General features: G+C 68.5%; 24 protein-coding genes. 9 read left to right on the top strand and 15 right to left on the bottom strand.

Annotation, left to right across the window (positions count from 1 at the left end; genetic code table 11):
• Positions 1-26 precede the first annotated feature (26 nt).
• The 9 genes from OG589_RS24790 to OG589_RS24830 form a co-directional block, all read right to left on the bottom strand.
• A complete protein-coding gene (locus tag OG589_RS24790; protein WP_405139985.1) occupies positions 27-1,112 on the bottom strand; it encodes a nitrilase-related carbon-nitrogen hydrolase in 1,086 nt (361 codons plus the stop codon).
• Between the two features lie 405 nt (positions 1,113-1,517).
• A complete protein-coding gene (locus OG589_RS24795) occupies positions 1,518-2,546 on the bottom strand; it encodes a LacI family DNA-binding transcriptional regulator (RefSeq protein ID WP_405139987.1) in 1,029 nt (342 codons plus the stop codon).
• 394 nt (positions 2,547-2,940) lie between these two features.
• The gene (locus OG589_RS24800; RefSeq protein WP_405152115.1) at positions 2,941-3,636 is read right to left on the bottom strand and encodes a gluconate 2-dehydrogenase subunit 3 family protein; all 696 of its coding nucleotides are present in this window, start codon (positions 3,634-3,636) and stop codon (positions 2,941-2,943) included.
• A gap of 19 nt (positions 3,637-3,655) precedes the next feature.
• Complete coding sequence (locus OG589_RS24805; protein WP_405139989.1) at positions 3,656-5,353, bottom strand: GMC family oxidoreductase; 1,698 nt, start codon at positions 5,351-5,353, stop codon at positions 3,656-3,658.
• Between the two features lie 47 nt (positions 5,354-5,400).
• The gene (locus tag OG589_RS24810; protein WP_405139991.1) at positions 5,401-6,477 is read right to left on the bottom strand and encodes an ABC transporter permease; all 1,077 of its coding nucleotides are present in this window, start codon (positions 6,475-6,477) and stop codon (positions 5,401-5,403) included.
• 50 nt (positions 6,478-6,527) lie between these two features.
• On the bottom strand, positions 6,528-7,565 hold the full coding sequence (locus tag OG589_RS24815) for an ABC transporter permease (RefSeq protein WP_405139993.1): 1,038 nt from the start codon (positions 7,563-7,565) through the stop codon (positions 6,528-6,530).
• The gene (locus OG589_RS24820) at positions 7,562-9,094 is read right to left on the bottom strand and encodes a sugar ABC transporter ATP-binding protein (protein WP_405139995.1); all 1,533 of its coding nucleotides are present in this window, start codon (positions 9,092-9,094) and stop codon (positions 7,562-7,564) included. Before OG589_RS24820 ends, OG589_RS24815 begins: the two co-directional genes overlap by 4 nt.
• Positions 9,095-9,222: 128 nt before the next feature.
• Positions 9,223-10,266, bottom strand: a complete 1,044-nt coding sequence (locus tag OG589_RS24825) for a substrate-binding domain-containing protein (RefSeq protein ID WP_405139997.1) — start codon at positions 10,264-10,266, stop codon at positions 9,223-9,225.
• 712 nt (positions 10,267-10,978) lie between these two features.
• A complete protein-coding gene (locus OG589_RS24830; protein WP_405139999.1) occupies positions 10,979-11,836 on the bottom strand; it encodes a ketose-bisphosphate aldolase in 858 nt (285 codons plus the stop codon).
• A 151-nt stretch (positions 11,837-11,987) separates the two neighbouring features.
• Here OG589_RS24830 and OG589_RS24835 point away from each other — a divergent pair, with 151 nt between their 5' ends.
• The 3 genes from OG589_RS24835 (at position 11,988) to OG589_RS24845 (ending at position 15,173) form a co-directional block, all read left to right on the top strand.
• Positions 11,988-13,325 (top strand): L-fuculokinase, encoded by a 1,338-nt coding sequence (locus OG589_RS24835; protein WP_405140001.1) that lies wholly within the window; start codon positions 11,988-11,990, stop codon positions 13,323-13,325.
• Between the two features lie 100 nt (positions 13,326-13,425).
• Positions 13,426-14,214 (top strand): DeoR/GlpR family DNA-binding transcription regulator, encoded by a 789-nt coding sequence (locus OG589_RS24840; protein WP_405140003.1) that lies wholly within the window; start codon positions 13,426-13,428, stop codon positions 14,212-14,214.
• Complete coding sequence (locus OG589_RS24845) at positions 14,211-15,173, top strand: 1-phosphofructokinase family hexose kinase (RefSeq protein ID WP_405140005.1); 963 nt, start codon at positions 14,211-14,213, stop codon at positions 15,171-15,173. Before OG589_RS24840 ends, OG589_RS24845 begins: the two co-directional genes overlap by 4 nt.
• An 85-nt stretch (positions 15,174-15,258) precedes the next feature.
• Here the strand turns inward: OG589_RS24845 and OG589_RS24850 are convergent, their stop codons facing one another.
• Complete coding sequence (locus OG589_RS24850; protein WP_405140007.1) at positions 15,259-16,119, bottom strand: aldo/keto reductase; 861 nt, start codon at positions 16,117-16,119, stop codon at positions 15,259-15,261.
• Between the two features lie 108 nt (positions 16,120-16,227).
• Here OG589_RS24850 and OG589_RS24855 point away from each other — a divergent pair, with 108 nt between their 5' ends.
• Positions 16,228-17,127 (top strand): LysR family transcriptional regulator, encoded by a 900-nt coding sequence (locus tag OG589_RS24855; protein ID WP_405140009.1) that lies wholly within the window; start codon positions 16,228-16,230, stop codon positions 17,125-17,127.
• Between the two features lie 25 nt (positions 17,128-17,152).
• Here the strand turns inward: OG589_RS24855 and OG589_RS24860 are convergent, their stop codons facing one another.
• Positions 17,153-17,890: a sulfite exporter TauE/SafE family protein gene (locus OG589_RS24860; protein ID WP_405140011.1), complete on the bottom strand. Its 738-nt coding sequence runs from the start codon at positions 17,888-17,890 to the stop codon at positions 17,153-17,155.
• Between the two features lie 315 nt (positions 17,891-18,205).
• Positions 18,206-18,685 carry a RidA family protein gene (locus OG589_RS24865; protein ID WP_405140013.1) on the bottom strand — a complete coding sequence of 160 codons (480 nt, stop codon included), beginning with the start codon at positions 18,683-18,685 and terminating at the stop codon, positions 18,206-18,208.
• 151 nt (positions 18,686-18,836) lie between these two features.
• On the opposite strand from OG589_RS24865, the gene OG589_RS24870 reads away from it, so the two are divergent.
• The 3 genes from OG589_RS24870 (at position 18,837) to OG589_RS24880 (ending at position 20,515) form a co-directional block, all read left to right on the top strand.
• A complete protein-coding gene (locus OG589_RS24870) occupies positions 18,837-19,673 on the top strand; it encodes a helix-turn-helix domain-containing protein (RefSeq protein WP_405152116.1) in 837 nt (278 codons plus the stop codon).
• Positions 19,670-20,080, top strand: coding sequence for a VOC family protein (locus OG589_RS24875; protein ID WP_405140015.1), 411 nt, complete (start codon positions 19,670-19,672; stop codon positions 20,078-20,080). Before OG589_RS24870 ends, OG589_RS24875 begins: the two co-directional genes overlap by 4 nt.
• Before the next feature lie 93 nt (positions 20,081-20,173).
• Positions 20,174-20,515: an MmcQ/YjbR family DNA-binding protein gene (locus OG589_RS24880; protein ID WP_405152117.1), complete on the top strand. Its 342-nt coding sequence runs from the start codon at positions 20,174-20,176 to the stop codon at positions 20,513-20,515.
• A 143-nt stretch (positions 20,516-20,658) separates the two neighbouring features.
• On the opposite strand, the gene OG589_RS24885 is transcribed toward OG589_RS24880, so the two are convergent.
• The gene (locus OG589_RS24885; protein ID WP_405140017.1) at positions 20,659-20,955 is read right to left on the bottom strand and encodes a hypothetical protein; all 297 of its coding nucleotides are present in this window, start codon (positions 20,953-20,955) and stop codon (positions 20,659-20,661) included.
• 361 nt (positions 20,956-21,316) lie between these two features.
• Here OG589_RS24885 and OG589_RS24890 point away from each other — a divergent pair, with 361 nt between their 5' ends.
• Positions 21,317-22,108, top strand: a complete 792-nt coding sequence (locus OG589_RS24890; RefSeq protein ID WP_405140019.1) for a DUF3152 domain-containing protein — start codon at positions 21,317-21,319, stop codon at positions 22,106-22,108.
• 8 nt (positions 22,109-22,116) lie between these two features.
• On the opposite strand, the gene OG589_RS24895 is transcribed toward OG589_RS24890, so the two are convergent.
• Both OG589_RS24895 and OG589_RS24900 read right to left on the bottom strand, forming a co-directional pair.
• Complete coding sequence (locus tag OG589_RS24895) at positions 22,117-23,811, bottom strand: AMP-binding protein (RefSeq protein WP_405140021.1); 1,695 nt, start codon at positions 23,809-23,811, stop codon at positions 22,117-22,119.
• Complete coding sequence (locus OG589_RS24900) at positions 23,808-24,518, bottom strand: sulfotransferase family protein (protein ID WP_405140023.1); 711 nt, start codon at positions 24,516-24,518, stop codon at positions 23,808-23,810. The genes OG589_RS24895 and OG589_RS24900 overlap by 4 nt, the downstream gene beginning before the upstream one ends.
• A 347-nt stretch (positions 24,519-24,865) precedes the next feature.
• Here OG589_RS24900 and OG589_RS24905 point away from each other — a divergent pair, with 347 nt between their 5' ends.
• On the top strand, positions 24,866-26,869 hold the full coding sequence (locus OG589_RS24905; RefSeq protein ID WP_405140025.1) for an N-acetylmuramoyl-L-alanine amidase: 2,004 nt from the start codon (positions 24,866-24,868) through the stop codon (positions 26,867-26,869).
• Positions 26,870-26,873: the final 4 nt, after the last annotated feature.

Here is a 26,873-nt window from a genome sequence, read left to right on the forward strand (position 1 = left end):
CTCAAGGGCCGGGCACGGGGGATGCTTCAGGCCGACGGGGGCGTCAGGATCCCGCGCTTGACGAGCTTCTCGATGTTCCCGGCGCGTCGGACGTCCTCGCGGGCGAGCCAGTCCTCCTGCGGCGACTCGGTGGCGTACTGGTTCTTCTCGTAGATCGACTCTGCGTAGATGGCCGCGTACTGCTCCGTGCGCAGGTCCTTGAACCAGTTGGTGACACCGTTGAGCTTGCGGGAGCGGCGCAGCGCCTCAAGGTCGATCACGGTGCTGATGAACGAGTCACCCGGGCTGACCCCCTCCTGCCGGGTGACGATGCGGCCCTTGTTGTCCACGATCATCGACCGGCCGCCGAACAGGTCGAACATGTGCCCGTTGTCGTCCATCTGCGGGCCCAGGTTCGGGGAGATCACGTAGACCTGGTTGAACATCGCGTGGGCGCGGTTCTGCAGCTCCCACATGCCTTGGCTGACCTGCGGGTCGATCAGCGTGGAGCGGATGATGATCTCCGCGCCGTTCATCGCCAGGCCTCGCGAGATCTCCGGATACGCGCCCTCGTGGCAGATGATGTAGCCGATGTTGCCGATCTCGGTCTTGGCGACCGGGAAGATGGCGTCGAGTGCGTTGCCATTGCCCTTCTTCTGCACCCACTCGTCGTAGATGTCGTGCGGGTTCGTCGTGCCGAGCGCGCCGCCCTCGTACGCGTCGCTCGTCGCCTTGGCACGCTTGTAGACGACCTCACCCTGAGGGCTGATGAGGAAGGCCACGTTGAAAAGGTGGCCCGGGAAGTCCTCGTCGCGCACCATCAGCAGCTCGGCGGCGATGTAGGTGTTGAGCTCGCGCGCCTTCTGCGCGAGGACCTCGGTCTCCGGGCCGGGGATGTCCAGGGCGAAGGCCTCGTGGGCGGCCCGGTTGCCGGCCTGAAAGTCCATCGGCATGCCCTGGATCGCCATCTCGGGCAGGACGATCAGCTTGACCGGCGCGCCCTCCGTGGCGGAGACCTGGACAGCCGGGTCCATGAAGTCACAGATGCGCTTCGCGTTCTCCAGCGCGTCCTCGCGCTTCTTCATCGTGACGATGCGCGGCGAGATCGCAACCACTGCGTACGGGTCAACCACAGCCAGATTCCTCCTGACTCATGCGCCTCGGCGGAATGCCGTTAGGCACTTTTCTTACAAAGGGCGTCGTTGCTCGGGGGGTGCGGTTCACACCGGCGACGGAGCATGACGTGGATTGGTGATGCTCAACCGACTACGGTCCACAGAGACAGCGTCGCCGTGTCCTCGACGCTCAGGGCTTAGGTAATCGATGTCACAGCCTGAAAGCAACACCGTAAACACCTCCATCTGGCGTGTCAAGCAATGAAGCGGGCGGATCAAAGAACGGAAAACCTACAGGTCAACGCTCGGGACCGCCGCGAAATACCTTGTGCCCTAACGCTTTGCGGCCCCGAGGCAGCCACGGGCCACCACCGATGGACCCGGGCGCCTAGCCCGACCCCCAGTCGACCGAGAACTCGATCGTCATGCCCCGGCACTACCGGCCGCGTCCGGATTACCGGCCGGGACGATCTCCCCTGATCCGCGAGGAACCAGACGCAACGGGATGACCGTATTGATCGGATCGCTGTGGTCGCCGTCCAGCCGGGCGAAAAGCCGTTCGGCCGCGAGCCGCCCGAGAAGCTCAGGAGACTGCTCGAGCACGGTGATCGCCGGCGACACGACATCCGCCAGCGCGAAGTCCCCGAACGACACCATGGCGATGTCGGTACGTTTCCGGTCGTGGAGCACCTTCACCACCCCCAGTGACGTCGCCGAACGGGCGCTGAAGATCGCCGTCGGCGGCTCATCGAGGTCCAGGAACTCGCAGGTGCGCGCCCGCGCGATGGCCGCATCCGCGCAGTCGGTCGCGACCAGCTCGGGGACCACCGAAACGCCGGCTTCCTGTAGCGCGTCGACATACCCCGCATGCCGGTTACGGGACGTCTCGATCTCCAGGTCATCACTGACGAACGCGATCCTCCGATGACCGTAGCGAAGCAGGTGACGCACAGCCGTCCGCGCGCCACCGCGGTCGTCGAACGTCACGACATCCGCCGGGAAGTTCCCTGGATGACGGTCCACGAATACCACCGGCGTCTCGGTGGACACCAGGTACGACAGGTCAGAGGTATGCGGCGTGATGATCAGGCCGGCGACCCGGCGCTGCCGAAGGCCGTCGACGATCGCGGCCTCGCGATTGGGAAGCCGCCGGTTGCTCGTCACTATGACGTTCAATCCACGACGAAGCGCCGCAAGCTCGATCTCGCTGATGACAGCCGCGAAGAACGGGTCGGCGATCGACTCCACGACGACACCGATCGTGTCATCCACGCCCCGGCGCAACGACCTGGCCAGCAGGTCGACACGGTACCCCAGGCGGACCACCGCCTCCTCCACTCGCCGGCGGGTCTCCGCCGAGACCCGGGGATCCCCGTTGATCACGCGCGACGCGGTCTTGGCGCTTGTCTTGGCGGCCACAGCGACGTCACTGAGCCGCACCAGTTTCTTCACAATGACACCTGGCCAGGCGCGTGGAGCCCGTCCGGCACCACGACGGACACCTGAGCGCAGCGCGTGGTGACACCCCACGCGGCGCCGCTGTACGCCCCCGTTTCCGAGGCGGTGAGGGAGACGGTATCCGAGCACGACACGACGCATGTGGGCGCTGTTGTATTGCGGTATGGATTGTCGTTAATCAACCGGCTCGCCGTCCTCGCAGCCAATGTGAGACAGGTAATCGTTATCACGCCGGGTTTCAGATGTCCATCTGTGCTTATGGGCGTTAATGTTTCGATGTTTAGTCGCCGTGCATAGGGCCGAGGGCCCGCCACGGACGCCTGAGCTCGCCGATTCAACGGCGCTCATGGCCCGCCACCGGCGGCACAGTGACCCGACAATGACCGGGTCACGACCTACCCGCCCCTCTCAAGTGGGGAATGAGGTCGCGCCAGTCGTAGTCCTGCACGTAGTACTCACGCACGCTGTACGTGCCGTCCATCGTGTCTCTGAGTGATTCCGGCCCCGGGAAGCCGATCACCGTCCAGCCGACCTGGTGGCGGTTGCCGCCATACACCGGGTCGCCGTAGAAGCCCTGCCGGGTGTGCGCCACGAGGGCGTCGAAGAACGTCAGCCCGTCATCGAAGGCGTAGACCTGGATCGTGGGGTTCCCATGCTCGCCCGTGAGCCCGACGGGTGCCGGCTTCGACGCGCCGGACAACTGCTCGAGGACGGCGTCCTGGTCGGACTCGCGCAGCGACACGAAGTTCGCCCCGAACCGCTCGCGGGCGATCGTGTCCAGGTCCAGGACGCCCTGGCGGTAGGTCTCCCCCAGGTCTGCGATCCGCGCCCGCCAGGCATCGGCCAGCCTGCCGCTCATCTGAAGGAACCCACTGCCATCGGCGGCGGCGTACACGTAGCCGATTCCGGACAGGTACCGGTCGATGAAGCGCACGGCGCGCGCCTCGCGCGCGCCGGGATCGTGATCCGTCGGGATGATGCGTGCGGTCGCGGCCTCGATCGTGTCCCACTCGTGGTCGTCGAAGAAGAGCCGGTCCTCGGAGTGGGGATCCACCGGCGCAGGAACGACGGGCCAGTCAGCCATAGATGTCAACGTCTTCTCCTCAGCTCGTCTGTGCCGCGGCCCGGCCGGACCGCCCCTGCGACAAACGTTCGGTACGACCCTTCGCGTGGACACCGGCGATGTAATCGGCGCACCGCCAGGCATTGGCCATGATGGTCAGCGTCGGGTTCACACCGGTCGCCGTCGGGAAGCCGGCGCCGTCCAGAACGTAGAGGTTGTCGACGTCGTGCGCCTGACACCACTCGTTGAGGACGGTGTTGGCGGGGTCCGTGCCCATGCGAACCGTGCCGTGTTGGTGGCAGGTGTTACCGCTGGCGCGGCCGCGTTCGAGGTAGACCGGGATCGTCTTCCAGGCGCCCGCCGCCTGGAGTATTTCGACGTTCTTGTCGACCTGCCACTTCGCGAGGCGGAAGTCGTTGGGGTGCGCCTTGTGGGTGATCCTGGCCGCCGGCAGGCCCCAGGCGTCCTTCACCTCGGGGTCGAGGTCCACCCGGTTCGACGCGACCGGCAGATCGTGCAGCGTGTGGCCGATCTTCATGGCGTGGTTGTAGAAGTCGCGGTCGGCGTCCTTCGCGGCACTACCCCACTGCGGCCGTCCTGGGAAGTTCCAGTTGATCGGCTGACCGACATGCGACGCGCCGATCAGCGCCCCGCCGATGTGCCCACGGTCGTAGTCGGTCTCGTAGAACTGGAAGGATCCGCCGCTGATGTAGTTACCGGGGAACCCGTACAGCGGTTGCTCGTCGTTGAACAGGCCCACGGCGAAGAGGTACTCGTGGAAGGTGGCGTTGCGCCCGACCTGCCCGCTGCTGTTGGCAAGGCCGTCGGGGTGCAGCCGGGACTTCGACAGCAACATGAGCCGCGCCGACTCGACCGCGCCCAGGCACAGCAGGACGAGCGTGGCCTCCTGCTCAACCTCGCGGCCGAGCGCGTCGATATACACGACGCCACGGGCACGGCCGTCCGGCCCGACCGTCACCTCGCGTACGTAGGACTCCGGCCGGAGTTCGAGGTTCCCCGTCGCGAGCGCCTCCGGCACGAACGTGTCCAGTGTCGACGAGCGCATTCCGCTCGGATCGCCGTACCCGTTCCAGAAGCTGGTCCAGTTGGACGGGGTCCGTCCCCGGTACGGTTCGGTGATCAGCGCCTGTGGGATCGGCATCGCGTTGATGCCCAGCTTCTTGCAAGCGTCGTAGAACCGCTTGCCGGCCCGGGTCGGCGGCAGCGGCGGGCACGGGTACCGCGTACTGCGGTACGGCTCGTATTTGTCCGCGCCGTCCAGGCCCGCGCAGCCGAAGGCCCACTCCACCTTGGACAGGTACGGCTCGAGGTCGTCATAGCCGATCGGCCAGTCGGCGAGGCTGGCCCCCTCGATGTCGCCGTGCAGCGTGCGCATCCGGAAGTCGGACGGGCGCGGGCGCGGCAGCCAGCCCGCCCAGTGCACCGTTCCGCCGCCCACCATCTGCGGGACCATCGAGAACGGCGTCGGTACGGCGGTCTCGTTCTCGTCCATCCGCACGGTCCGGGGGTTGACCCGGGGGTCTGACCACAGGTACGTCCGGTTGAGGAACTTGATCTCATCACCGGAGAAGTGCTCCCGCGACCGTAGCCAAGGCCCCCGCTCCAGGCCGACCACCTTCAGGCCGGCCTCGCACAGCACCTTCGCGGCGGTGCCCCCGGACGCGCCCATCCCGACGATCACTACGTCGACGGGGTCCGGCTTTCGTGCATACTGCATGTGGCTTTCCCTTCCTCCTGCGACGGACCGGTCGGCGCCTGGTGACCTCACGCGCCCCGCACCAGGTTTCGGGTGCTTCTGGCCTGGTAAACCTTGTCCATCACCACGGCCACGACCAGGATGGTGCCCTTGATCAGATACTGGTTGAACGAGGGCACGTTCATCATGTCCAGGCCGGTATCGATCTCGCTGACCAGTACCGCCGCCAGGACGGTGCCGAGGATCGAGCCCCGGCCGCCGGACAGGCTGGTGCCGCCGATCACCGCGACCATGATGACCTCGAGCTCGTAACCGGTCGCCGCCAGCGGTGAGGCTGACGACAGGCGGCCGGTCAGGATCAGACCGCCGAGGCCCGCAAGCAGCCCGCTGATCGCGAACACGATCACAATCGTCCGGCGGACGTTGATTCCCGCCAGCCGCGCGTTCTCGGCGTTCCCACCCAGTACGAACAGGCTGCGCCCGAAGGCGGTCGCCTTGAGCACGAACGCGATCAGCGCGGCGAGGACGAGGAAGAGAACGGTGATGCTCGGGATCGGCCCGAAGTTGTTGAGGCCGAACCAGTCGAACAGCGGGTCGGAGAACGTGATGCCCGCGGTGTTCGAGCTTCCGATCGCGAAGGCGACCATCAGGTAGGTGAGGCCACGCGTCACGCTCATCATGCCCAGCGTGACCGCGAAGGGCGCGAGCTTCAGGCGCGCTATCAGCAAACCGCTGACGGCGCCGAGAAGTCCCGTCACCAACAGGGCGATCAGCATGGCGAGGGCGGCCGGGAGCTTGACCGGGTTGGCGGCGGTGAACGCCGTGCCGAGAAGGCCGGCGCCGATCGCTCCGCCGAGAGCCATCATGGAGCCGACCGACAGGTCGATGCCGCCGAGCGACCCGCAGCTGATGATGACGACCGTCATGCCCAGGCCGACGATGCCGAACATCGAGGCGCTGCGCAGCAGGTTCTCGATGCTGTCCACGGACAGGAACTCCGGCGCCTGGCTGGCGAACCCGGCCGCCAGCGCGCCGATCAGCAGAACGAGCGCCAGTTGCTGTCCCTGCAGGGGTAGGCGGCGGCCGGCCCTGGGCGCGCCCCCTCCGCGTTGGCGCCCTGGAATCTGTGCTAGCAACGACGACATCTAACTGTTCCTGCTCTCTGCGCGTCCGAACCGAAGCGACCTCGATGTCGTCATGTCCGCCTCCGGAGCCTGGCGATCCCGTCGAGGCTGATCGCCAGCAGCAGCACCAGCCCGGTGACGACGTACTGGACCTGCGTCGAGGCGCCGAACAGGTTGAGCGCGTTCTGGATGACTCCGACGGTGAAGACGCCGATGACGCTGCCGATGACAGAGCCCCGGCCGCCCCCGAGGCTCGTCCCGCCGATCACGACCCCGGAGATCGCGATCAGCTCGTACCCCTGGCCATTGACGGTGTCGGCGCTGGCGAGCCGCGACGTCAGGATGATTCCCGCCAGACCGGCGAGAAAGCCCAGGAGCGTGTACACGAAGATCTTCGTCCGGTCGACTCTCAGTCCACTGAGCCGGGCCGCCTCCGGGTTACCGCCGATGGCGTAGATGGCACGGCCGACCGACATGCGCCGGGAAGCCCACCAGAGCGCGGCGACGACGATCGCGAACAGCCAGACCGGCGTCGGAATCCCGAGAACCGCGCCCTGCCCGATGAACGCGAAGTCGTGGGGCATGGGATCGAAGTGGATCGGGTACCCGCCGGTGAACAGGTAGACCAGACCGCGCACGAAGATCATCGTGCCGAGGGTGGCCATGAATGGCTCGATCCGCGTCTTGGTGATGATCAAGCCGTTGACGAAGCCGATCGCGCTGCCGACGGCGAGGCCGACGATGACGGCGAGCGGCACCGAAAGTTTGAAGTCTGTGACGAACGTGGAGTTGCTGGTGGATCCCGCCACCAGCGACGCGGTGACCGCGCCGACCAGCCCGACGGTGGAGCCGACCGAGAGGTCGATTCCGGCGGTGATGATGACGAGGGTCATGCCCGCGGCGATGATGCCCGTGATGGCCACGACCCGGGCGATGTCCAGGAAGTTGGAAAACGACAGGAAGGCCGGCGAGACCACACTCAGCACGATCACCAGGCCGACCAGCACGACGCCGCTGGCCACGTTCTCGGCACGAATGTCTAGTCTGGCCCAGCGGCGCCTCGGCGCGTCGGCGTCGACCGGGCGGTCCATCTGCGCGGTAGAGCTCACGCCTTCGCCCCTTCTGTAGTCGGCTCGAGTCCCGAGGCGTACATCACGATCGCCTCCTCGCTGAAGTCCTTCCGAGCGAGCTCACCCGCGATCCGTCCTTCGTGCATGACGAGGATCCGGTCGCTCATGCCCATCACCTCGGGGAGGTCCGAAGAGATCATGATGATCGTCGCGCCCTGCCCGGCCAGGTCGTTGAGCAGCCCGTGGATGGCGGCCCTGGCGCCGACGTCGACGCCGCGGGTGGGCTCGTCCACGATCAGAATGTCGGAGCCGGCGAACAGCCACTTGGCCAGCACCACCTTCTGCTGGTTGCCGCCGCTCAGGCGGCCGGTCTCCTGCTCGATGCGCGACGGGGTGATCTGCAGGTCCTGGATGAGCCGCTTGGCCGCCTGCTTCTCACCGCCCCGGTCGAGCTGACCCCACCGGCTCACCTTGGACAGGCCGGCCAGAGTGATGTTGTGCGCGTTGGTCATCGACAGGACCGCGCCCTGAAGCTTCCGGTCCTCTGGCACCAGGCCGATACCGTGTCGGATAGCGCTGCCCGGCGAGTCCAGAGTGACCGCCTCGCCATTCACGAACACCTCACCGGAGGTGATCGGATCGGCGCCGAAGACGGCCCGGACCAGCTCGGTCCGGCCGGAGCCCACGAGCCCCGCGATGCCGAGAACCTCGCCCGCGTGGGCGGCGAAGCTGACGTCGTCGAGCTTCACGGTCGACAGCTTCGACACCCGGAGCGTTTCGCGCCCCCGCTCGTGCTCGGTCTTGGGAAAGAGCTCCGACAGCTCCCGCCCCACCATCATCGTCGCCAGGGCATGAGAGTCGGTCGTCTTGGCGTCGACGGTGTTCACGATCTTACCGTCGCGCAGGATGGTGGCCCGGTCGCAGATCTCGGCGACCTCGTCCAGACGGTGCGAGACGTAGAGCACGGAGACGCCATCGGCCTTCAGCGACCGCATGAGGGTGAAGAGGCGCTCGATCTCCGACTCGGTCAGCGATGCCGTCGGCTCATCCATGGTGATGATCCGGGCGTTCATGGACAGCGACTTGGCGATCTCGACCAGCTCCTGCTCGGCGGTGCCGAGGCGGCCGACGAGAGTACGCGGGTCGATCTTCACCGCGAGGCGCTCGAGGATCTCCCCCGCCTGCCGGTAACAGGCCGCCCAGTCCACCAGCCAGGGGGCGCCCTTGCGGCGAGGCATGCGGTTGAGGAAAACGTTCTCCGCGACGCTGAGGTACGGCAGCACGCTCAGTTCCTGGTGGATGAAGGCCAGGCCGGCCTCCTGCGCCTGCTTCGGCCCGGTGAACTCGACCGGCGCGCCGTCAATGAAGATCGAGCCGCCATCCCGCTCGATCACTCCGTTGAGGATGTTCAGCAGCGTCGACTTGCCGGCGCCGTTCTCGCCCAGCAGCCCCAGGACCTCGCCGCGCCCGACCGAAAGGTCGACGCCATGGACTACCTGGACGCTGCCGTACGACTTGGTTATGCCCTCCATGCGCAGGAGGGGCTGTGGAGTCGATGAACCGACCATGGCACGCCCCCTTTCTCGTACTCCCCGTTGGCGGTCGGTCGATAAAGAGCCCTTCCCGCTCGCCGCTAGCCGGCGGCGAGCGGGAAGGGCGGGTGCGGAATGCGATCCGCGACGGAAAGCCGGGTCTGTTACCAGCCGACGAACTGCGGGTCCTTCATGTTGCTGGGATCGACCCCGAAGAAGTCCGGCTTCACCCACGGCATGCCCTCGTGCTGGACGAGAGCGGCCTTGCGGCCCTCGAACTCCTGGTTGGCGAAGTCGGGCTTCTGGCCCTTGAGCTGCTGGGCCATCAGCCGGGTACCGATGACGCCTTCGTCCTTGGGGAAGAAGATGCCGTCGTAGTCGATGTCGCCCTTGCGCAGAAGGTCCAGGGCGTTCTTGTCGCCGTCACAGCTGATGATCTTGAGGTCGTCGCGGCGGCCGGCGTTCTTGATGGCCTGGATGCCTCCGAACAGCATCTCGTCGGCCATGAAGTAGATGGCGTCGAGCTGGCCCTTGGGGAAGCGCTGGAGGATGGCTTCGGTCACCTGCTGGCCACCGCTGCGGGTGAAGTTGCCGTCCGCCTTGTAGACCACCTGGATACCCGGGTTCTGGGCGATCACCTTGTAGAACGCACCACCCCGGTCGACCGTGGAGCCCGCGCCCGCGGTGCCCTCGACAACGGCGATCTTGCCCTTGCCGTTCAGCGCCTTGACGACCTGCTCACCGCCGACCGTGCCGGACTTGACCATGTCCCAGCTGACGAGGAAGTCCCACTTGATGCCCGAGCCCTTGGTCTCCATCCGCCGGTCGACGATGGCGAATGGCACCTTGGCCGCGTTGACCTTCTTCACCGCGGGAATCATCGGATCGGAGACCGCCGGCGTCAGGATGATGCCGTCGACCTTCTGCGCCAGGAAGTTGTTGAGCTGCTGCGTCTGGATGGCCGGGTCGTTCTTGCCGTCCGCCAAGATGACCTTCACGCCCTGCTTGGCAGCCTCTTCCTTCACCCCCTCCATCATCAACTGATAGACGGGGTGGTCGAAGTACGCCACCGACCAACCGATCGTAATCTCCTTGCCGGAGCCGGACTTCGTCTCCGGCGACGAGCCACATGCCGCCGCCGTGATGAGAATGGCTACCGCGACCAAGGCCACAGACGCGCGTCGCGTCTGTGCGGCGAATCTTCGCATGCGGTGGATCCCTTTCGATTCCGAGGCGTTTCGCGCTGTATGGGGGAGATGCCGGTTAACCGGCCGATTCGCCGCCGTTCCCGACTGCCTTCGTCCGGCGGCCTCAGGATGTGATGTCACGTCTTTGGTTCAGCGGGAGTGCGGGTCCGATCAGCAACGTGCGGCGGTGCTGGTCAGGTAACCCGTGGCCACTGCGGTTACGAGTAGGTAATCGATGTCACGGCTGAGTGAACTCAAGCTAGATACCGCCAACGGGGGATGTCAAGCCTCGTCCAAATAGCATTTTTTCGTACACCGTTAGGGGGGTCCTGAGGACCTATTCATCCCACCACCGTGATTCCCCAGCAGGCGTTTCGGGGTTACCACGAAGGCTCCGCGATACTGCCGCGCTGGCCGACCCGGTAGGGTCAACAAGCCGACCGACGAGCACAAACGGCTCGCGGCACGGAGTGTCGCACGTGCGCATGACCCCGCACCACGACACCGCCGCGTGCGACGGCCGCACTCGTCGGGACCGACCATGGTGCAGTGCGGTTCCTACTGGTCGAGTCAGCACTGTTCACACGGCTCGCCATCCTTCAAGGTCACTGTGATCAGGCGAGGTAATCGATGTCACATCAGGTGGTTAGAACCTAGACACACGGTTTTAACCTGTCAAGGGCTATCCTCCGCACCGCATCCGCACCGAGCGAGACGGGCGCCGGAGCTGACCTCAGGACGCGCCGGCGCCGGCGTCGACGCCGGTCAGCACGGCGAGCATGTGCCGCACCACGTTCGTCATCTCGGTGCGCGCCGGGGCCAGGTACTTGCGGGGATCGACCAACGACGGCTCCCGCAGAATTTCCCGCACCGCCCCGCTGAAAGCGACATTCAAGATCGTGCCGATGTTCACCTTGACGATGCCGGCCGTGACGGCGCCGCGCAGCTCGTCATCGGCGACGCCGGACGAGCCGTGCAGCACCAGCGGCACGGGTACGGCCTCGCGCAGCTTGACGATCAGATCGTGGTCGAGCCTGGCGGTACGGGTCGTCATGGCGTGGGAACTGCCGACGGCGACGGCGAGGGCGTCGACCCCGGTGGCGGAGACATACGCTGCCGCTTGCGCCGGGTCGGTGCGTACGCCCGGAGCATGTGCACCGTCCTTGCCGCCGACCTCGCCCAGTTCCGCCTCCAGGTGCAGGCCCCGCTCGTGGGCCCACTCCGCCGCGGCGCGCGTGGCGGCGACATTGGCGTCGTAGTCGAGCTTCGAGGCGTCGAACATCACGGAACTCATCCCCGCATCGGCGGCCTGGTGCAGCAGTGCCATGTCCTCGACGTGGTCCAAATGCAGGGAGACCGACACCGTCGCGAGCTCGGCGATCGCCGACGCAGCCGCCGCGATAGGCGCCAGCCGGCCGCCGTGGAACTTCACCGCGTTCTCGCTGATCTGTAGGATCACCGGTGCACCCGCCTGTTCGGCGCCGGCGACGATCGCCTCGGCGTGCTCAAGGGTGATGACGTTGAACGCACCCACTCCGACGCCTCGGGCGCGCGCGGAATCCACGATCTGCTGGGTAGTGACGAGCGGCATCCACTGCCTCCGAAGTGATAGGCGCGAGGCGTCTCGCGATTGAATCGGGATGTTGCGTATCGAAAGTTGATCCCTTGACACTGCACCAACGAAACGCAACGATATCCATCGACCCACAACCAGGCAACGGGTCGTCACAGAAGGTGGGTGCATGGATCCGCTGATCGTCGGCTTGGACGTCGGCACGACCACGAGCAAGGCGGTTGTCTTCACCGCCGAAGGGCGGCCCGTCGGCGAGGGCAAGGCGGTCACCCCATGGGTCATCACTCCCCACGGCACGCAGATGGACGCCGGTGAACTGCTCGAGTCGGCCCGGGAAGCGTTGCGGCAGGCCCTGGCGGAAGCCCCGGACGGACCGGTACTCGCCGTCGGCGTGACAAGCATGGGCGAGTCAGGCGTGCTGCTGAACGCGCACGGCGTGCCACTGGCGCCCGTCATCGCCTGGCATGACACCCGGGACAGGGCCGAGGTCCGCGACCTGACCACCGCACTGGGCGAGGATCGCTTCGCCGGCCACACCGGCCTGCCGCTTCGCGGTCAGTGGTCCCTTACCAAGCACCGCTGGCTGCTGGCGCACCATCCCCAGACCAAGGAAGCGGTCCGCCGCCTCAACATCGCCGAATGGGTGGTGCGGGGACTGGGCGGTGAGGAGTCGGCCGAGCAGTCACTGGCTTCGCGTACCGGCTGGCTGGAGCTGGCCACGCGGCGCTGGTGGCCGGAAGCCCTGGAGTGGTCGGGTGCCGATCGCTCACTGATGCCCGACCTCGTGACGGCGGGCACGCCGCTGGGCAGGGTCAGCGATGAGGTGGGCATCCCACGACTGACCGGCGCGGTCCTGACCGTCGCCGGCCACGACCACCAGGCCGCGACCGTCGGCGCGGAGGCATCGGGGCCCGGAGACGAGCTGGACTCGTGCGGAACCGCCGAGGCGCTCGTCCGTACGGTCCCAGCCGGCCTCGTGGACACCCTGGCCGTCGCGACGCTCGCGAAGGGCGGGATCACGACCGGCTGGCACGTGCTGGCCGACCACTGGTGCCTGCTCGGCGGGACCCAGGGGGGCCTTGCCCTCCAAAGTGTCCTCGGCCTGCTCGGACGCACGTCCAACGATCTTGCCGAGCTCGACCGGGAGGCACTGGCCCGGAACCCGCGCACCGTGACCGTCACCGGCGTGGAGACCGACGAGCTACACGTCTCCGGTATCACCAACGACGTCAGCCCTGCCGATCTCTGGCGCGCCGCGCTGGAGGCGGTCGCCGCGCAGGCCGAGCAGGTCCACTCCGCGATGTCCGCGGTCGTCGGCGGCCACCAGGCGCTGGTGGTAACCGGAGGCTGGTCGCGCAGCCAGGCTCTGCTCGAGATAAAACGCCGAGTGCTCGGTCCACTGCGCAATCCTGCCGTCTCTGAGGCGGGTGCTCGCGGCGCGGCGCTGCTGGCCGGCATGGCCGCGGGCGTGTACGCCGGACGGGAGCAGTTCCCGCCCCTCGGGTGAGCGGGCGGTCTGATGAAGGAGCAGCTCGGATGAACATCACGTGCACGGCCCACGGCGTCGCGGCGTGGTACGGCTCCGCCTCCGGAGCAGGGGGCGCGTCGTGAGCACGCCCACGCCGCCTGAGCGGAGTCCCTTTGCCTCGCAGCGTAAGCAGGCCATCGTCACACAGCTTCGCGCCAACGGGCGGGTCGACGCCGCCGACATGGCCGCCCAGCTCGGGGTGACCAAGGAGACGGTGCGAAAGGACCTCATCGACCTTGAACGGCAGGGGCTGCTGCTGCGCGTGCACGGCGGGGCCGTACCCGTGGAACAGCTCTCTTTCGAGCCGGCCGTGTCCACCCGCACGTACTACGGGGACGAGAAGACCCGGATCGCGATGGCGGCGCTCGCCCATCTGCCCGTCCGCGGGTCCGTCCTCATCGACGCCGGTTCCACCACCGGACGGCTCGCGGAGCTGTTCCCGGCCGATCGGGAGCTGACCGTCTACACCAACACCCTTTCGATTGCGCTGACGCTCATCACCCGTCCCCGGCTCACCGTCATCACCCTCGGCGGCCGTATCCGCCCGCTGACCCTCGCCGGAGTCGATGACTGGGCGGCCCGGGCCCTGAGCGAGATCAATGTCGACGTGGCCTTCCTCGGCGCCAACGCGATCTCCGTGGAGCGCGGGTTGACCACCCCAGACCATGCCGAGGCGGCGATCAAACGCCTCATGCTCGCCAGCGCCCGTCGGCGGATACTCCTCGCCGACCACAGCAAGGTCGGCGCCGTCAGTCTCTGCAAGCACGCGGACCTATCCGATATCGACCTGCTCATCACCGACACCGGCCTTCCCGAAGCCGACGTGAAAGCCCTGCAGGCCGCCGGCCTCGAAGTGGAGCAGACGTGATCGTCACCGTTACCCCCAACCCCAGCGTCGACCGCACCGTCTTCATCGATGCGTTGCCGAGAGGGACGGTCGTCCGCAGTCGGCGTACCCGCACGGAACCGAGCGGCAAGGGGGTCAACGTCGCACTGGCCCTGCGTGCGCACGGCCACGACGTGATCGCGGTACTGCCGGTGGGAGGCACCGTAGGTACCCAGATCATGGCAATGCTCGACGTCGCCGGCGTTCCCACCATCACGGTTCCCATCGCCGGTGAGATCCGCAGCAACGTCAGCCTGGTCGAGCCCGACGGCACCGTCACCAAAATCAACGAAGCCGGGCCGATACTGGACGCGGCCGAGGCCGAAGCGTTGACCGTCGCGGCGATCAAGAAGACCGATGGCGTCAGTTGGCTCGCCGGGTGTGGCAGCCTACCCGCCGGCCTGCCCGAGAACTTCTACGCGCAACTGGCCGCCGAGGGTCGCCATCGCGGCGTCAAGGTGGCCATCGACAGTTCAGGTGCCACGCTACGTGCGGCACTTCCCGGCACCCCCGACCTCGTCAAGCCCAACGTTCACGAACTGGCCGAAGTCGTCGAACGCCCGCTCAAGACCCTGGGCGACGTCGTCGACGCAGCCGTCGTCCTACGGCAGCGGGGCGCCCGATCCGTCCTCGCGAGCCTCGGCGCCGACGGGGCGATCCTCGTCGATGACAACGACGTGCTCCACGGGCAGGCCGTGGTGCCCCGGGTGGTCAGTGCCGTGGGCGCCGGGGACGCTCTGCTCGCCGGCTTCCTGGCGGCGGGAGGAGACGGCCGTGACGCCTTGCGTAATGCGCTGGGGTGGGCGGCGGCCGCGGTACAGCATGAAGGCACCCTCTTCTCCGGCGTCGATCCAGCCGTGACGGTCACCATCGATGACGTCGTCGACCGCGAACGCCACCTCGCCGAGCCTGGCCTGGGTGACCCAACGGAAGCCTCCTAGGTCATGCTCTCATCGTCCAATGATCGCGCAGGAACCGAGACCTGTAGGTGAACCATCAGCTCAGCGCAGCCGTGCGGCCTCCGGGTCACGCTCGGTCGAGGCGGCCCAGTTCCTCTGGGGTCAGTTTCAGGTCCACCGCGCCGACAGAGTCGCGGATCGTCTCGGGGCGTGAGGAGCCCGGGATGGGGATCAGCACCGGGGACTTGGCGAGCATCCACGCCAGGCACACCTGGTGCGCGCTGACTCCATGTGACTTGGCCACGTCCGCGAAGGCGTCGAAGCGCGAGCCCAGCTCGCCCGAGCGGACGATGCCACCGAACGGGCTCCAGGGCAGGAACGTGATGCCCAGCTCGGTGCAGAGCTCCAGCTCCGGCTCGCTGGAGCGGAACGCGGGTGAGAACTCGTTCTGCACGCTGACCAGACGCCCGCCGAGGATCTCGTTCGCCTGACGGATCTGGCCGGGGTCGGCGTTCGAGATGCCCGCGAAGCGGATCTTGCCGGCGTCCAGCAGGTCGCGGATCGCCCCGACCGACTCCGCGTACGGCACCTTCGGGTCCGGACGGTGGAACTGGTAGAGGCCGATCGCCTCGACGCCGAGTCGCTTGAGCGAGGCGTCGCAGGCCTGCTTGAGGTAGTCGGGCGAGCCGTTCAACGTCCAGGAGCCGTCGCCGGGGCGCAGGTGGCCGCCCTTGGTCGCGATGAGCACGTCGGAGGTGTCGCCACCGTAACCGGCCACGGCGCGCGCGATCAGGGTCTCGTTGTGGCCGACCTCGTCCGCGTGCAGGTGGTAGGCGTCCGCGGTGTCGAACAGCGTCACGCCCGCGTCCAGCGCGGCGTGGATGGTCGCTACCGAACGCCGCTCGTCGGGGCGCCCCTCGATCGACATCGGCATCCCGCCGAGCCCGATCGCGCTGACCTGGACATCGCCGATGCGGCGAGTCTGCATGGGAGTTCCTCCTCGGAGATGACTTGGTACCTGTCCAGTCTTCCCTGCCCGGCATTAAGCTGTCCAACAGCAGATACTGATTCTATTGAGCAGCCCTGGTGATGAATCATGGAACTCCGGCAACTCGAATACTTCATCGCCGTCGCGGAGGAGTGCCACTTCACGCGGGCGGCCAAGCGTTTACGCGTCGCCCAGTCGGGCCTGTCGGCCTCGATCCGGTCCCTTGAGCGTGAGCTGGGCGCCCCGCTGTTCCTGCGCAGCACCCGGCAGGTCGAGCTGACCCCCGCCGGACGGGCGCTCCTGGTCGAGGCCCGGCGCGCGCTGTCGGCCACCGACGCCGCCAAGGACGCCGTCGCGGCCGTACAGGGTCTGCTTCGCGGCAGCCTGGCGATCGGATCGCTGCAGTGCCTGCACGTGGTGCACCTGCCGGCCGTGCTCGCCCGCTTCATAGCCGCGCATCCAGGTCTGGAGATCAGCCTGCGCCAGGGCGGATCCGGCGAGCTCATCGAGCAGGTACGCGCGGGACGGCTGGACCTGGCCTTCGTCTCCCGTCCGGCCCGTTACCCGGACGATGTGCTGGTCGAGCCGCTTGCCGGCGAGCCGCTCGTGCTCGCCTGCGCTCCCGAGCACCCGTTCGCCGCGCGGGAGAAGGTCGAGCCCGCGGAGCTGCGGGCGGAGCGGTTCGTGGACTTCCCCCCGGACTGGGGCACCCGAGACCTGGTCGACAGCGTGCTCACCGCCGAGGGTGTCGAACGACGCGTGTCCCTGGAGGTGACCGACGTGCACTCGCTGCTCGATGTGGTGACCTTCGGGCTCGGCGTGGCGCTCGTGCCGCAGTCGTTCTCGGTGAAGACCGATCGGGTGCGCTTCGTCGAGCTCGCCGGGGCCGTACCGGCCTGGGAGACCGTGACCGTGACGGGCGACCCGATGAGCGCGGCGGCGGCGGCGCTCCTGCACGAGGTCCACGAGGCGAGGAGTGGCCGCGGGCCCGGTGCAGTGGCCTGCTGAACGGGCCGCCGGCACCGTGAAGGTGTCAGAGCAGGAGGCGTACGGCCGCGACGAAGGTGAGGAGCAGCGTCACCCGTTCGAACCACGTCCTGTTGATGTGGCCGATGACCGCGCGGCCGGCCGCCGCGCCGGCGAGGACGGCCGGGGCGGTCACCGCGGCGAAGGCCAGCGAGGCGGGGGTGATGAGGCCGAGCCCGACGCTGAACGGCACCTTGAAGGCGTTGATCGTCAGGAAGAACCACGCGCTGGTGCCGAGGAACCCCAGCATCGGCATGCCCGCCGCCAGCAGGTAGAGGGCCATGATCGGCCCCGCGGCGTTGGCCGTCATGGTGGCGAAGCCGGAGAAGATCCCCGCGAAGGCGGCCACCGCCCGGTGGTGGGCCAGGGACGCCTCGGCCCCTCTGCGCCGGTTCCAGAAGTGGACGGCGATGATGGCCAGCAGGATCACCCCGATGAGCCGTCTCATCTGCGCGTCGTCGACCCAGCGGACGACGACGGCACCGGCCACCACTCCGGCGGCCACCCACGGGAAGAGCCTGAGCAGCCTCGGCCAGTCCGCGTGGCGGCGGTAGGAGGCCACGGCCACCACGTCGCCGACGAGCAGCAGCGGCAGGAGAGTGCCGGTGGAGCTCTTCGTCGGGAGCACGAGCGCGAACAGGGCGACCGCCACCGTCCCAGTGCCGGAGACGCCGGTCTTGGAGAACCCTACGAGTACCAGGGAGAACAGCAGCACCGCCCACTGCAGGAGGTCAAGGGACGGCATCACCCTCGCCCGAAGGCGCCCCCCTCGACATATGCGCGCCCCGAGAGGAACCCGCCCTCAACCCGCCCGCCGGGAACGCCCCTCCCTGCCAGCCCGGGGCTGCGCGGGATGGGGACGCCGACCGTCTGCCCGCGCTGAGCGTGGGTGTCCGGTGGGGAATCGATCGTGGGGTGGGCGGCGGGGGGCGGGGGTTCGAGGGGCATGGTGCTCAGCATCGCGGCTGGATACGGCGGCCCGCAAATTCCCTCGACCGGTATGAGAGATCGAGGCGACCGGCCGCTCCGGCCGAGGACGGCCCGCTGTGCGGGGTCGTCTTCAGGTGATGGCGACTTCGGCCTCGATCTCGACGGGGATCGAGTACGGAAGCTCTGCCAGGCCGACGGCGGAGCGGGCGTGCCTTCCCTGCTCGGGGCCCCAGAGCTGGAGGATCAGGTCGGAGAAGCCGTTGATCACTCCCGGCGTCTCGGTGAACCCGGGTGCGGTGTTGACCATGCCGTAGACCCTGAGCCAGCCGGTGATCCGGTCGAGGTCGCCGAGCTCGCGCTTCAGGCTCGCGAGGATCGCCAGGCCCGTGAGCCGCGCCGCCTGGTAACCCTGCTCGCGGGTGAGCCGGTCCCCCACCTTGCCCAGCGGCTCGGCCAGCGAGCCGTCCGCCGCCAACGGCCCATGCCCCGAGACGTACGCCCGGTCGCCGTGGATCCGTACCCAGGGGAACGGCAGCTCGGCCCCCGGCGGCAGCCGCATCGGCTCAGGCAGTACGAGTCCCAGCTCGTCCAGTCTCTTCTCGATATGCATGAAGGCCATCCGTAGTGGCACCCCGTCCCCCGGGTCAAGTACGCGAAGCCCCGGTACGCCGCGCTCGCGGTCAGCGGGCGGGGACGGCACGATGGTCTGGGTGCCGGGTTGACGTGTGCCGGGACGCCGGCGGGAGGAGTCGGTCGTGGAGATGGCATTCGGGGTGCCCGCCGGCGGGCTGCGCCCGCTGATCGCCCGCTACCACGGGTATCGGGAGCACGACGGGGCTCCCGGCTGCCACCGAGGGCTCCCCTCGCCGTACCTGACCGTCATCGTCACCCTCGGCGAGCCGCTCACCGTCGCCACGCACCCCGACGTGCGGCAGGCGCCAGGGCAGTACGACACGCTGGTCGGCGGCCTGCACACCTCGCCCGCGCTGATCACCCACCAGGGCCGTCAGGCCGGTGTGCAGATCGCGCTGAGCCCTCTCGGCACCCGGCGGCTGCTCGGCCTGCCAGCCGGCGAGCTGCGGAACATCGACCTGGACGCGGCCGACGTCCTGGGGCGCACCGCTCATGAGCTGCACGAGCGCCTGAACGCCGCGTCGGGCTGGCCCGAGCGGTTCGCGATCCTGGACGAGCTGCTGCTGCGCCATGCCGGTCGCGAACGCCCCGTGCCCGACGAGATAGCGCGGGCCTGGAGGCTGCTGATGTCCAGCGGTGGCCGGGTGCCGATCTCCGACCTCGCCCGCGAGATCGGCTGGAGCAGCCGCCACCTCGCCACGCGCTTCGCCGGCGAGATCGGGCTCAGCCCCAAGGCCGCCGCCCGGGTCATCAGGTTCGACAGGACGCGGCACAGGCTGCAAAGGCGGGCCGGCTCCGCCCTTGGGCTCGCCGATCTGGCCGCCGAGTCCGGTTACTACGACCAGGCGCACCTCGCCCGCGACTTCCGCGACCTGGCCGGGTGCTCGCCCACCCGGTGGCTGGCCGAGGAGTTCCGAAATGTCCAAGCCGCTGCGTCGGTCGCGACGGCAGACTCGATGGCATGACACAGACACCGCGACCCCAGGTCTGGCCGACACTGCGCGCCCGTGACGCCCGCTCGCTCATCGCGTTCCTCGTCGACGCCTTCGGCTTCGAGGAGACCGTCTCGTACGGCGACGGCGAGCGTGTCGACCACGCCCAACTCGACTGGCCGCTCGGCGGGGGCATCATGCTCGGCTCCGTGCGTGAGCCCGGTGCGGACAACCCGTGGTCCCTGCCGCCTGGCACCTTCGGCGCGTACGTCGTCACCGACGATCCCGACGCGCTGTTCGCCCGGGCCACGAAGGCCGGCGCCGAGGTGGTCTACGGGCTGCGCGAGACCGACTACGGATCTCGCGACTTCGCCGTCCGCGACCCGGAGGGCAACCTGTGGTCCTTCGGCACCTACCGCGGCGAACCCCGCAAGGGCTGATGACCGGCTCTTCACCAGGGGACGCGTGGCGAAACTGTCGGTGAGCTTTGATACATGTGGGTCATGGGTGTGACTGTCGATGAGTTCCTGGGCATGCTCGGCCAACTGCCCGAGGTGAAGCAGAGCGAAGGCGGCGACTGGGTCTCGCTGAAGGTGCGCGGCAAGGGCTTCGGCTACCTCTGGGAGAAGACCGAGACCGTGGGGCTCAAGGCGACGATCGAGGAGCAGATCGCGCTGGTCACGGAGCGTCCGGAGGTGTTCGAGCCCCAGTTCACCGCGGGGCGGTTCGGCTGGGTCGTGGTCCACCTCGCGAAGATCGATCCCGACGAGCTGTTGGAGCTGGTCACCGAGGCCTGGTGCCTCACGGCCCCCAAACACCTGGTCGACGCCCACGAAGCCGGCCCGCTGGGCAGAGCCCTGCCCCCCGCGAAATGACGCGCCGACACCGCGCCGATGAGTTCACCCGACCGGCGTCAACGGGCGGGGCTTTCCGGCACTCGTGCGAGGGGCGGAGGCGCATTGCGGCGACCCCGCCCCCTTCGGAGGCCGGTGGACCGTGCTGCCGGATGCGGCGGGGCTCAGCGGTTGATCACCGGGGCGGGGGTGCCCGCGGGCTTGGGGACTCGCACGGTGGTGGTCGGCTTGGCGCCGGCCTTGCGGGCGTCCGCGGTGATGTAGCAGTCGTAGTAGCAGTAGTAGTCGTCGCAGTAGCGCAGGAAGCAGATCACGCCTCTCGCGTCGTCGATCGTTCGCGTGCACGTGGCCGCCGGTGAGATCTTCGGCGAGGCGGCCTGAGCGGTGGTCGCGGGGAACGCGACGAACAGACCGGCTCCCGCCAGCGCCACGCTGGCCAGGGTCGTGCCGACACTACGCATGATTCCTCCTCGTTCCCGCCACTGCCTGGACACCGGACAGAGGCAGTCGGCGAAGATCTTTGAGCACTCCAACCGTCGCCACTCTAGGTCATTGATCAATCACTGTTAGTTATCGAAGGAGATCGGCGCGTCACCCATGGCATCGGCGAAGTCCTCCACCCGGCCGCCGCGACCGCGGGGGCCGGCCTCTTGCCGGGGATGGGGTCGTGGGGAAACCCCTGCCTGCGCGGGGGCGGGTAGCGGGGTGATGAGTGATCGGTAATAGGCTTCGCTGTCGATGTCCCGCAACGTAACGCCCCAGGGTTCTCGCCCTAAGAAGCCCGCCACTCTTCTGCTCGCATGTGCCGCCGGAGCCGCGGTCATGATCGGCGCAGGCACGCTCGTACTCGACGGTGCGAAGGGGTCGTCCGCCCAGAGCATCCCGTCCGGTCCGTCGGATCCGGCCGGGCACCTGGAAGCGACTTCCCCGGCTCTCGCGCTCTCCCGCCCGACGCCCGAACCGGGGCCCAGAAAGAAATCACCGGCGGAATCCGATGATTCAGAAAAGCAACTCCCGGGCGAGCGACGCCAGCCGGCCGTAGTGCGAGTTCCGCAGGCCGCGAAAGGCCGCTACTCCGTGGTGCAGGGGGTAGCCAAGCCGCCGAAGAAGAGCCACGGAAAAGTCATCCGATACATGGTCGAGGTCGAGAAGGGTCTTCCTTTCGACAAGAAGGAATTCGCCGCCGCCGTGCACCGGACCTTGAACGACCCGCGTAGCTGGGGATCCGGGGGCCGGATGCGGTTCAAGCGGGTCGATCACGGGCCTGTGCGGTTCCGGGTGGCGCTGTCCAGCCCCGAGATGACGAACGCGCGCTGCCTGCCGATGACTACGTACGGGGAGCTTTCCTGCTGGAACGGCCGGCAGGCGGTCATCAACGCGAAGCGGTGGGGGCAGGGTGTCCCGGGATACCGCGGCGACCTGGCCGCCTACCGGGAGTACGTGATCAACCACGAGGTGGGCCACGCGCTCGGCCATGGCCACGAGTTCTGCCGCGCCCCGGGCGAACGAGCCCCGGTGATGGCCCAGCAGACCATATCCCTCCAGCGCTGCCGCCCCAACCCCTGGCCATTCCGAACCGCCCGAACCCCTGCGAACACGTCAGCGGACCGGTGAGATGGAGATCAAGGGCGGGGCTGGTGGAGCAGGCGTTCGCGCAGTCGATTTTTCAGGACCTTGCCCAGGGGGTTGCGGGGGAGGGCGTCGACGCAGGTGAGGTGGGTGGGCAGATACCACTCGGTCATGCCGCGCCGGAGGAGGTGGCCTCGAAGGCCGTCGAGGGTGGGTGGGGTGCCTTCGGGAACGACGACGGCGTACACCATCTCCTTGCCGCCCGAGCCCGGGCAACCGACGATCGCCACGTCGGCGACGGCCGGGTGCCCCCGCAGCTCGTCCTCGACCTCCAGGATCGGGATCGGGTGCGGGCTGCCGACGCGGTCGGCGACCCTGGACAGGTAGCGCAGGCCGCCACGTCCGTCCTCCCCCACGAGGTCCCCGGTGTCGTACCAGCCGTCCGAGGTGTCCGGGGCCCACACCGGGCGCCGGCCGCTGAGCTCGAAGGTGCCGACGCACACCGATGGACCGCGCACATGCAACCGGAACACCGGGCCACCGGGCACGCCGCCGCCCTCACGGTCTGTGGGAGGTTCGGGCAGGTCGGGGGCATCGGGAAGTAGGCGGACTTCGCGGCCCGGGGTGGGGCGGCCGATGCTCTTGCCAGGCCAGCCGGGCGGGTCGTCGACGGCCGTCAGGGTGAGCCCGCCCGTCTCGGTCATGCCGAAGCCGTTGACCAGCCGCGGGCACAGCAGTTCTCTGAGCGGAGCGACGAGCGAGGCGGGCAGCGGCGCGCCGGTACTGGTCACCACGCACAGGTCGGGCAGGGGACGGCGTCGCCGCCGCTGTGCTCGGACCAGGTTGCCCAGCATCTCCGGCGCCGCGAGGAAATGGGTGACGTGGTGCCGGGCCAGGAGGTCCAGCCAGACCTCCGGGTCGCGCGTATCGGCGAACACGGAGGTGCACCGGGCCACCAGGGGCGTCAGCACGTTGGTACGCATCCCCAACGAATGCGTCAGATCCGCCGGCGTGCCGACTCTCGGGTCTGGCATCTCGTGCAGAGCCTCCTGCCTCGCCCGGGTGGAGGCGAACTGCGTGTTGGGCGTGTGCAGCACGCCCTTGGCCTCGCCCGTGGTGCCGGAGGTGAACAGCACAAGCGACACCTCGTCGCTCCGTCCGGAGGACGCGCTGTCCGGGCCGGGGAAGCGGGGGTCGAGGAGGGTGGCGAAGGGGGTCGCGGCGGCGGGGTGGGGGGTGCCGAGGACGATGCGGTGGTGGAGGTGCGGCAGGCGGGGGGCGAGGTCGGCCAGGAGCTGGGCGGGACTCCGGCCTTCCCATCGGCCGACGGTCACGCACGCGCTCGCCCTCGTGCCGGCGAGTATCCGCTCCACCTCGCGCGCGCCCAGCGTCATCATCATCGGCACGGCGACCGCCCCGGCGTCCAGGCACGCGAGGGTCAGCGCCGCGGTCTCCCACCAGTTGGGAAGCTGGTAGGCCACCGCGTCACCAGGGCGGATCCCGAGTTCACCCAGCCCCGCCGACAGCCGGCCCACGTACGAGGCCAGCTCGCCGAAGGTCACCGTCACCTCCCGCCCCTCGTCCCTGCGCCAGTTGACGAACGCCGTGCGATCGGGGGCCGAGGACGCCGCGGCGCGCAGGTCGTCGGCGAACGTCTCCGTACGCCACCACCCCTGCGCGTAGTACATCCGCGCCCTGGCCACCGGCACCCGCCGAGCGCCGGTCAGGTCCCGTATCCCCCCGTTCATCGGATCGCGGTGTGGCTGCCGGATTCGGGTGAGCGCAGGGTGAGCACGCGTCTGCGGCGGCGGGCCGCCATGCGGCGGAAGGCGGCGGTGTCGTTCAGGTGGGGGAACGACTCGCCGGGTACGGGGACGCCGAGGAAGTCGCACAGCGGTCCCCAGCCCTGGCGCACCTCGTACACCAGCAGCCGGTCGGCAGGGACCGCGGCCAGCACGTGTGCGGTGTGCCACTCGAAGACGCGCATCGCGTAGTCGGGGTCGTCGAACCGGGCGCCGAAGGTGCCCTCCCAGATCACCCTCTCGCACATCCGGCGGCGGTGCCGCAGCCCCTGGCAGACGCCGTCCTCCAGCCGCATCAGCATCCCGGCCAGTCCCGGCTGCCGGTGGCTGGACCGGTAGATCGTGTCACGCACGCTCTCGTACCACCTGCCGGCGTCCCGCACGGTGAGGATCACCCGTGCTTCCTGGTAGGCGTCCATCAGCTCCTGCCAGAAGTAGCACGAGGGCCAGTCGACGGTGGCCTGGTATCCGTCCAGCAGCTCGTCCCAGGCCACCGGCTCGCCGCGTGCCGCCGCCTCCCAGCCCCTGATTCGGTCGAGGTCCCCATCGAGAGAGGACATGTGATGACATGGCCCGCAGCCGAGGCGCTCCAGGGCCGCCTTGAGCGTGTACGTACCGGTACGGCCCATTCCGGCCCCGATGACTTCCAGCATGTGTTCCCCCCATGTACAGAGCGGCGTTTCCGTGCACCTGCCGGGGCTCTATGAACCTGTTCGCGAGCACTGCCGGGCGTGCCATTTCGCATCGGTCATAGTGCCAAGCATCCCGCGCGGTCCCGCATATCTCGCCCTTTCATCTTTACACGGTGAGAATCGGCTCTCGGAGGCCGGGGAGGATTCCCCAAGGCCGGGCAATAATCCTTGACACGCCGCATTACAAGAATGGGATGGCGCCGCAAGATCCCGTATGGTGACCGTCGTGATCCCGGGCTATGTCTTCTGCGCGGACCCGCTGAAGTCGCGACGTGTTGCGCCGTCCTCTGATTGAGAAAGGGTCCCAGATGCGCAGAACCCTGGCGGTCGCCGCCTCGATGGCGGCGACCTTGCTCGTCACCCTCCCCCCGGCCCACGCCGATCCCGCCCACACGGATCCCACCCACACGGATCCCGCCCACGCGGAGACGGCCTATGCGGAGACGCCCGGCGCCCGGCCCTCGCGCCAGGAGGCCTTCAGGGCGGCCGCCGGCAAGTACGGCGTGCCGGAGTACGTCCTGCTCGGCGTCTCCTACCTGGAGTCCCGCTGGGACGCCAACCAGGGCCTGCCCAGCGTCACGGCGGGGTACGGGCCGATGCACCTGACGGACGCGCGCACGGCTCTCGCGGGGAGCCTGCCCCATCACAGCGAAGGCGCGGAGGACCCGCGCGGCGACGACGCGAGACCCTCGAAGCCTCCGAAGAGCGCCGAGCCCGCGCAACCGGCGGAGCCGGGGTCGCAGACGGCCGACGAGGCCGCCCGGCTCACCGGGCTCCCGGCGGAACAACTGGTCAAGGACCCGAGCGCCAACCTGCTCGGCGGAGCGGCCCTGCTGGCCCAGTACCAGAGGGATCTGAAGATCCCGGCGAGCTCCGATCCGGCGGACTGGTACGGCGCGGTGGCCCGCTACTCGGGGGCGGGGGACGCCGAGACCGCCCGGCAGTTCGCCGACGAGGTGTTCTCCACCCTCGAAGAGGGCGCGAGCAGGGTCACCGATGACGGCCAGAAGGTTTCGCTGCCCGCCTCACCGGAGATCGCTCCGCGCATGGAGCAAGTGGACCGCCTGGGGCTGCGCGAGGCTGAGAGCAAGACCGTCGAGTGCCCGAAGAAACTCGCCTGTGAGTGGCTTCCCGCGCCCTACCAGAAGCTGTCGGACGCCCCCGGCGACTACGGCAACCACGACCTGTCCGACCGGCCGCGCAACCAGCGGATCAACTACATCGTCATCCACGACACCGAGGAGACCTACGACAAGACCCTCAGGCTGGTGGCCGACCCCACCTACGTGAGCTGGCACTACACGATCCGCTCGGCCGACGGTCACATCGCCCAGCACGTGCGGACCAGGGACGTCGCCTGGCACGCGGGCAACTGGTACGTCAACGCCAAGTCCATCGGCATCGAGCACGAGGGCTTCCTGGCGAAGGCCGGCTCCTGGTACACCGAGGCGATGTACCGCAGCTCGGCGCGGCTGGTGCGCTACCTCGCCAAGCGGTACGACATCCCGCTGGACCGCGCGCACATCCTCGGCCACGACAACGTCCCCGGCACCATCCCCGGCAACGTGGCGACCATGCACGTCGACCCGGGGCCGTACTGGGACTGGGGCCACTACTTCGCGCTGATGCGCCGTCCGTTCAAGGCCACGGGCGGCGCGCACGGCGGCCTGGTGACGATCAGGACGGACTACGCGAACCACCGGCCGCGCTACACCGGTTGCGACAGGCCGGGCGTGGACTGCCCGCCGCACGGTTCCGCGTCCGTCTGGCTGCACACCGAGCCCAGCGAAGACGCTCCCCTGGTGAAGGACATCGGGCGCAGGCCCGGCGGGGAGTCGACGTACGACGTCTCCGACCACGGCGCCAGGGCCACCACGGGCCAGCAGTACGCGCTCGCCGGCAGGAAGGGCGACTGGACGGCCATCTGGTACCTCGGCCGGCTCGCGTGGTTCCGCAATCCGCACGACAACCCCACGGCGGTCAACGCCACCGGGCTGGTCGTCACGCCGAAGCCGGGTCTCGGCCCTGTGCCGGTGTACGGAAGGGCCTATCCGGAGCCTGAGGCGTACCCGAAGGGCGTGCCGGTCCAGACGATCGTCCCCCTGCAGTACTCGATCCCGCAGGGCCAGCGGTACTCCGTCGGCCTGGCGACGCGCGGGGAGTACTACTACGCGGTGACCTTCGACCGGGACACCCACACGGTGGTCAGGGGCCGCACGCTGTACTACCAGATCCAGCTCGGCCACCGAATCGCCTACGTCATGGCCGACGACGTGAACATCGCCCCCTCGTCGCTCGGGGCGCCCCGCTGACCCC

The organism is Sphaerisporangium sp. NBC_01403 (assembly GCF_045040145.1).
GTDB lineage: Bacteria > Actinomycetota > Actinomycetes > Streptosporangiales > Streptosporangiaceae > Sphaerisporangium > Sphaerisporangium viridialbum.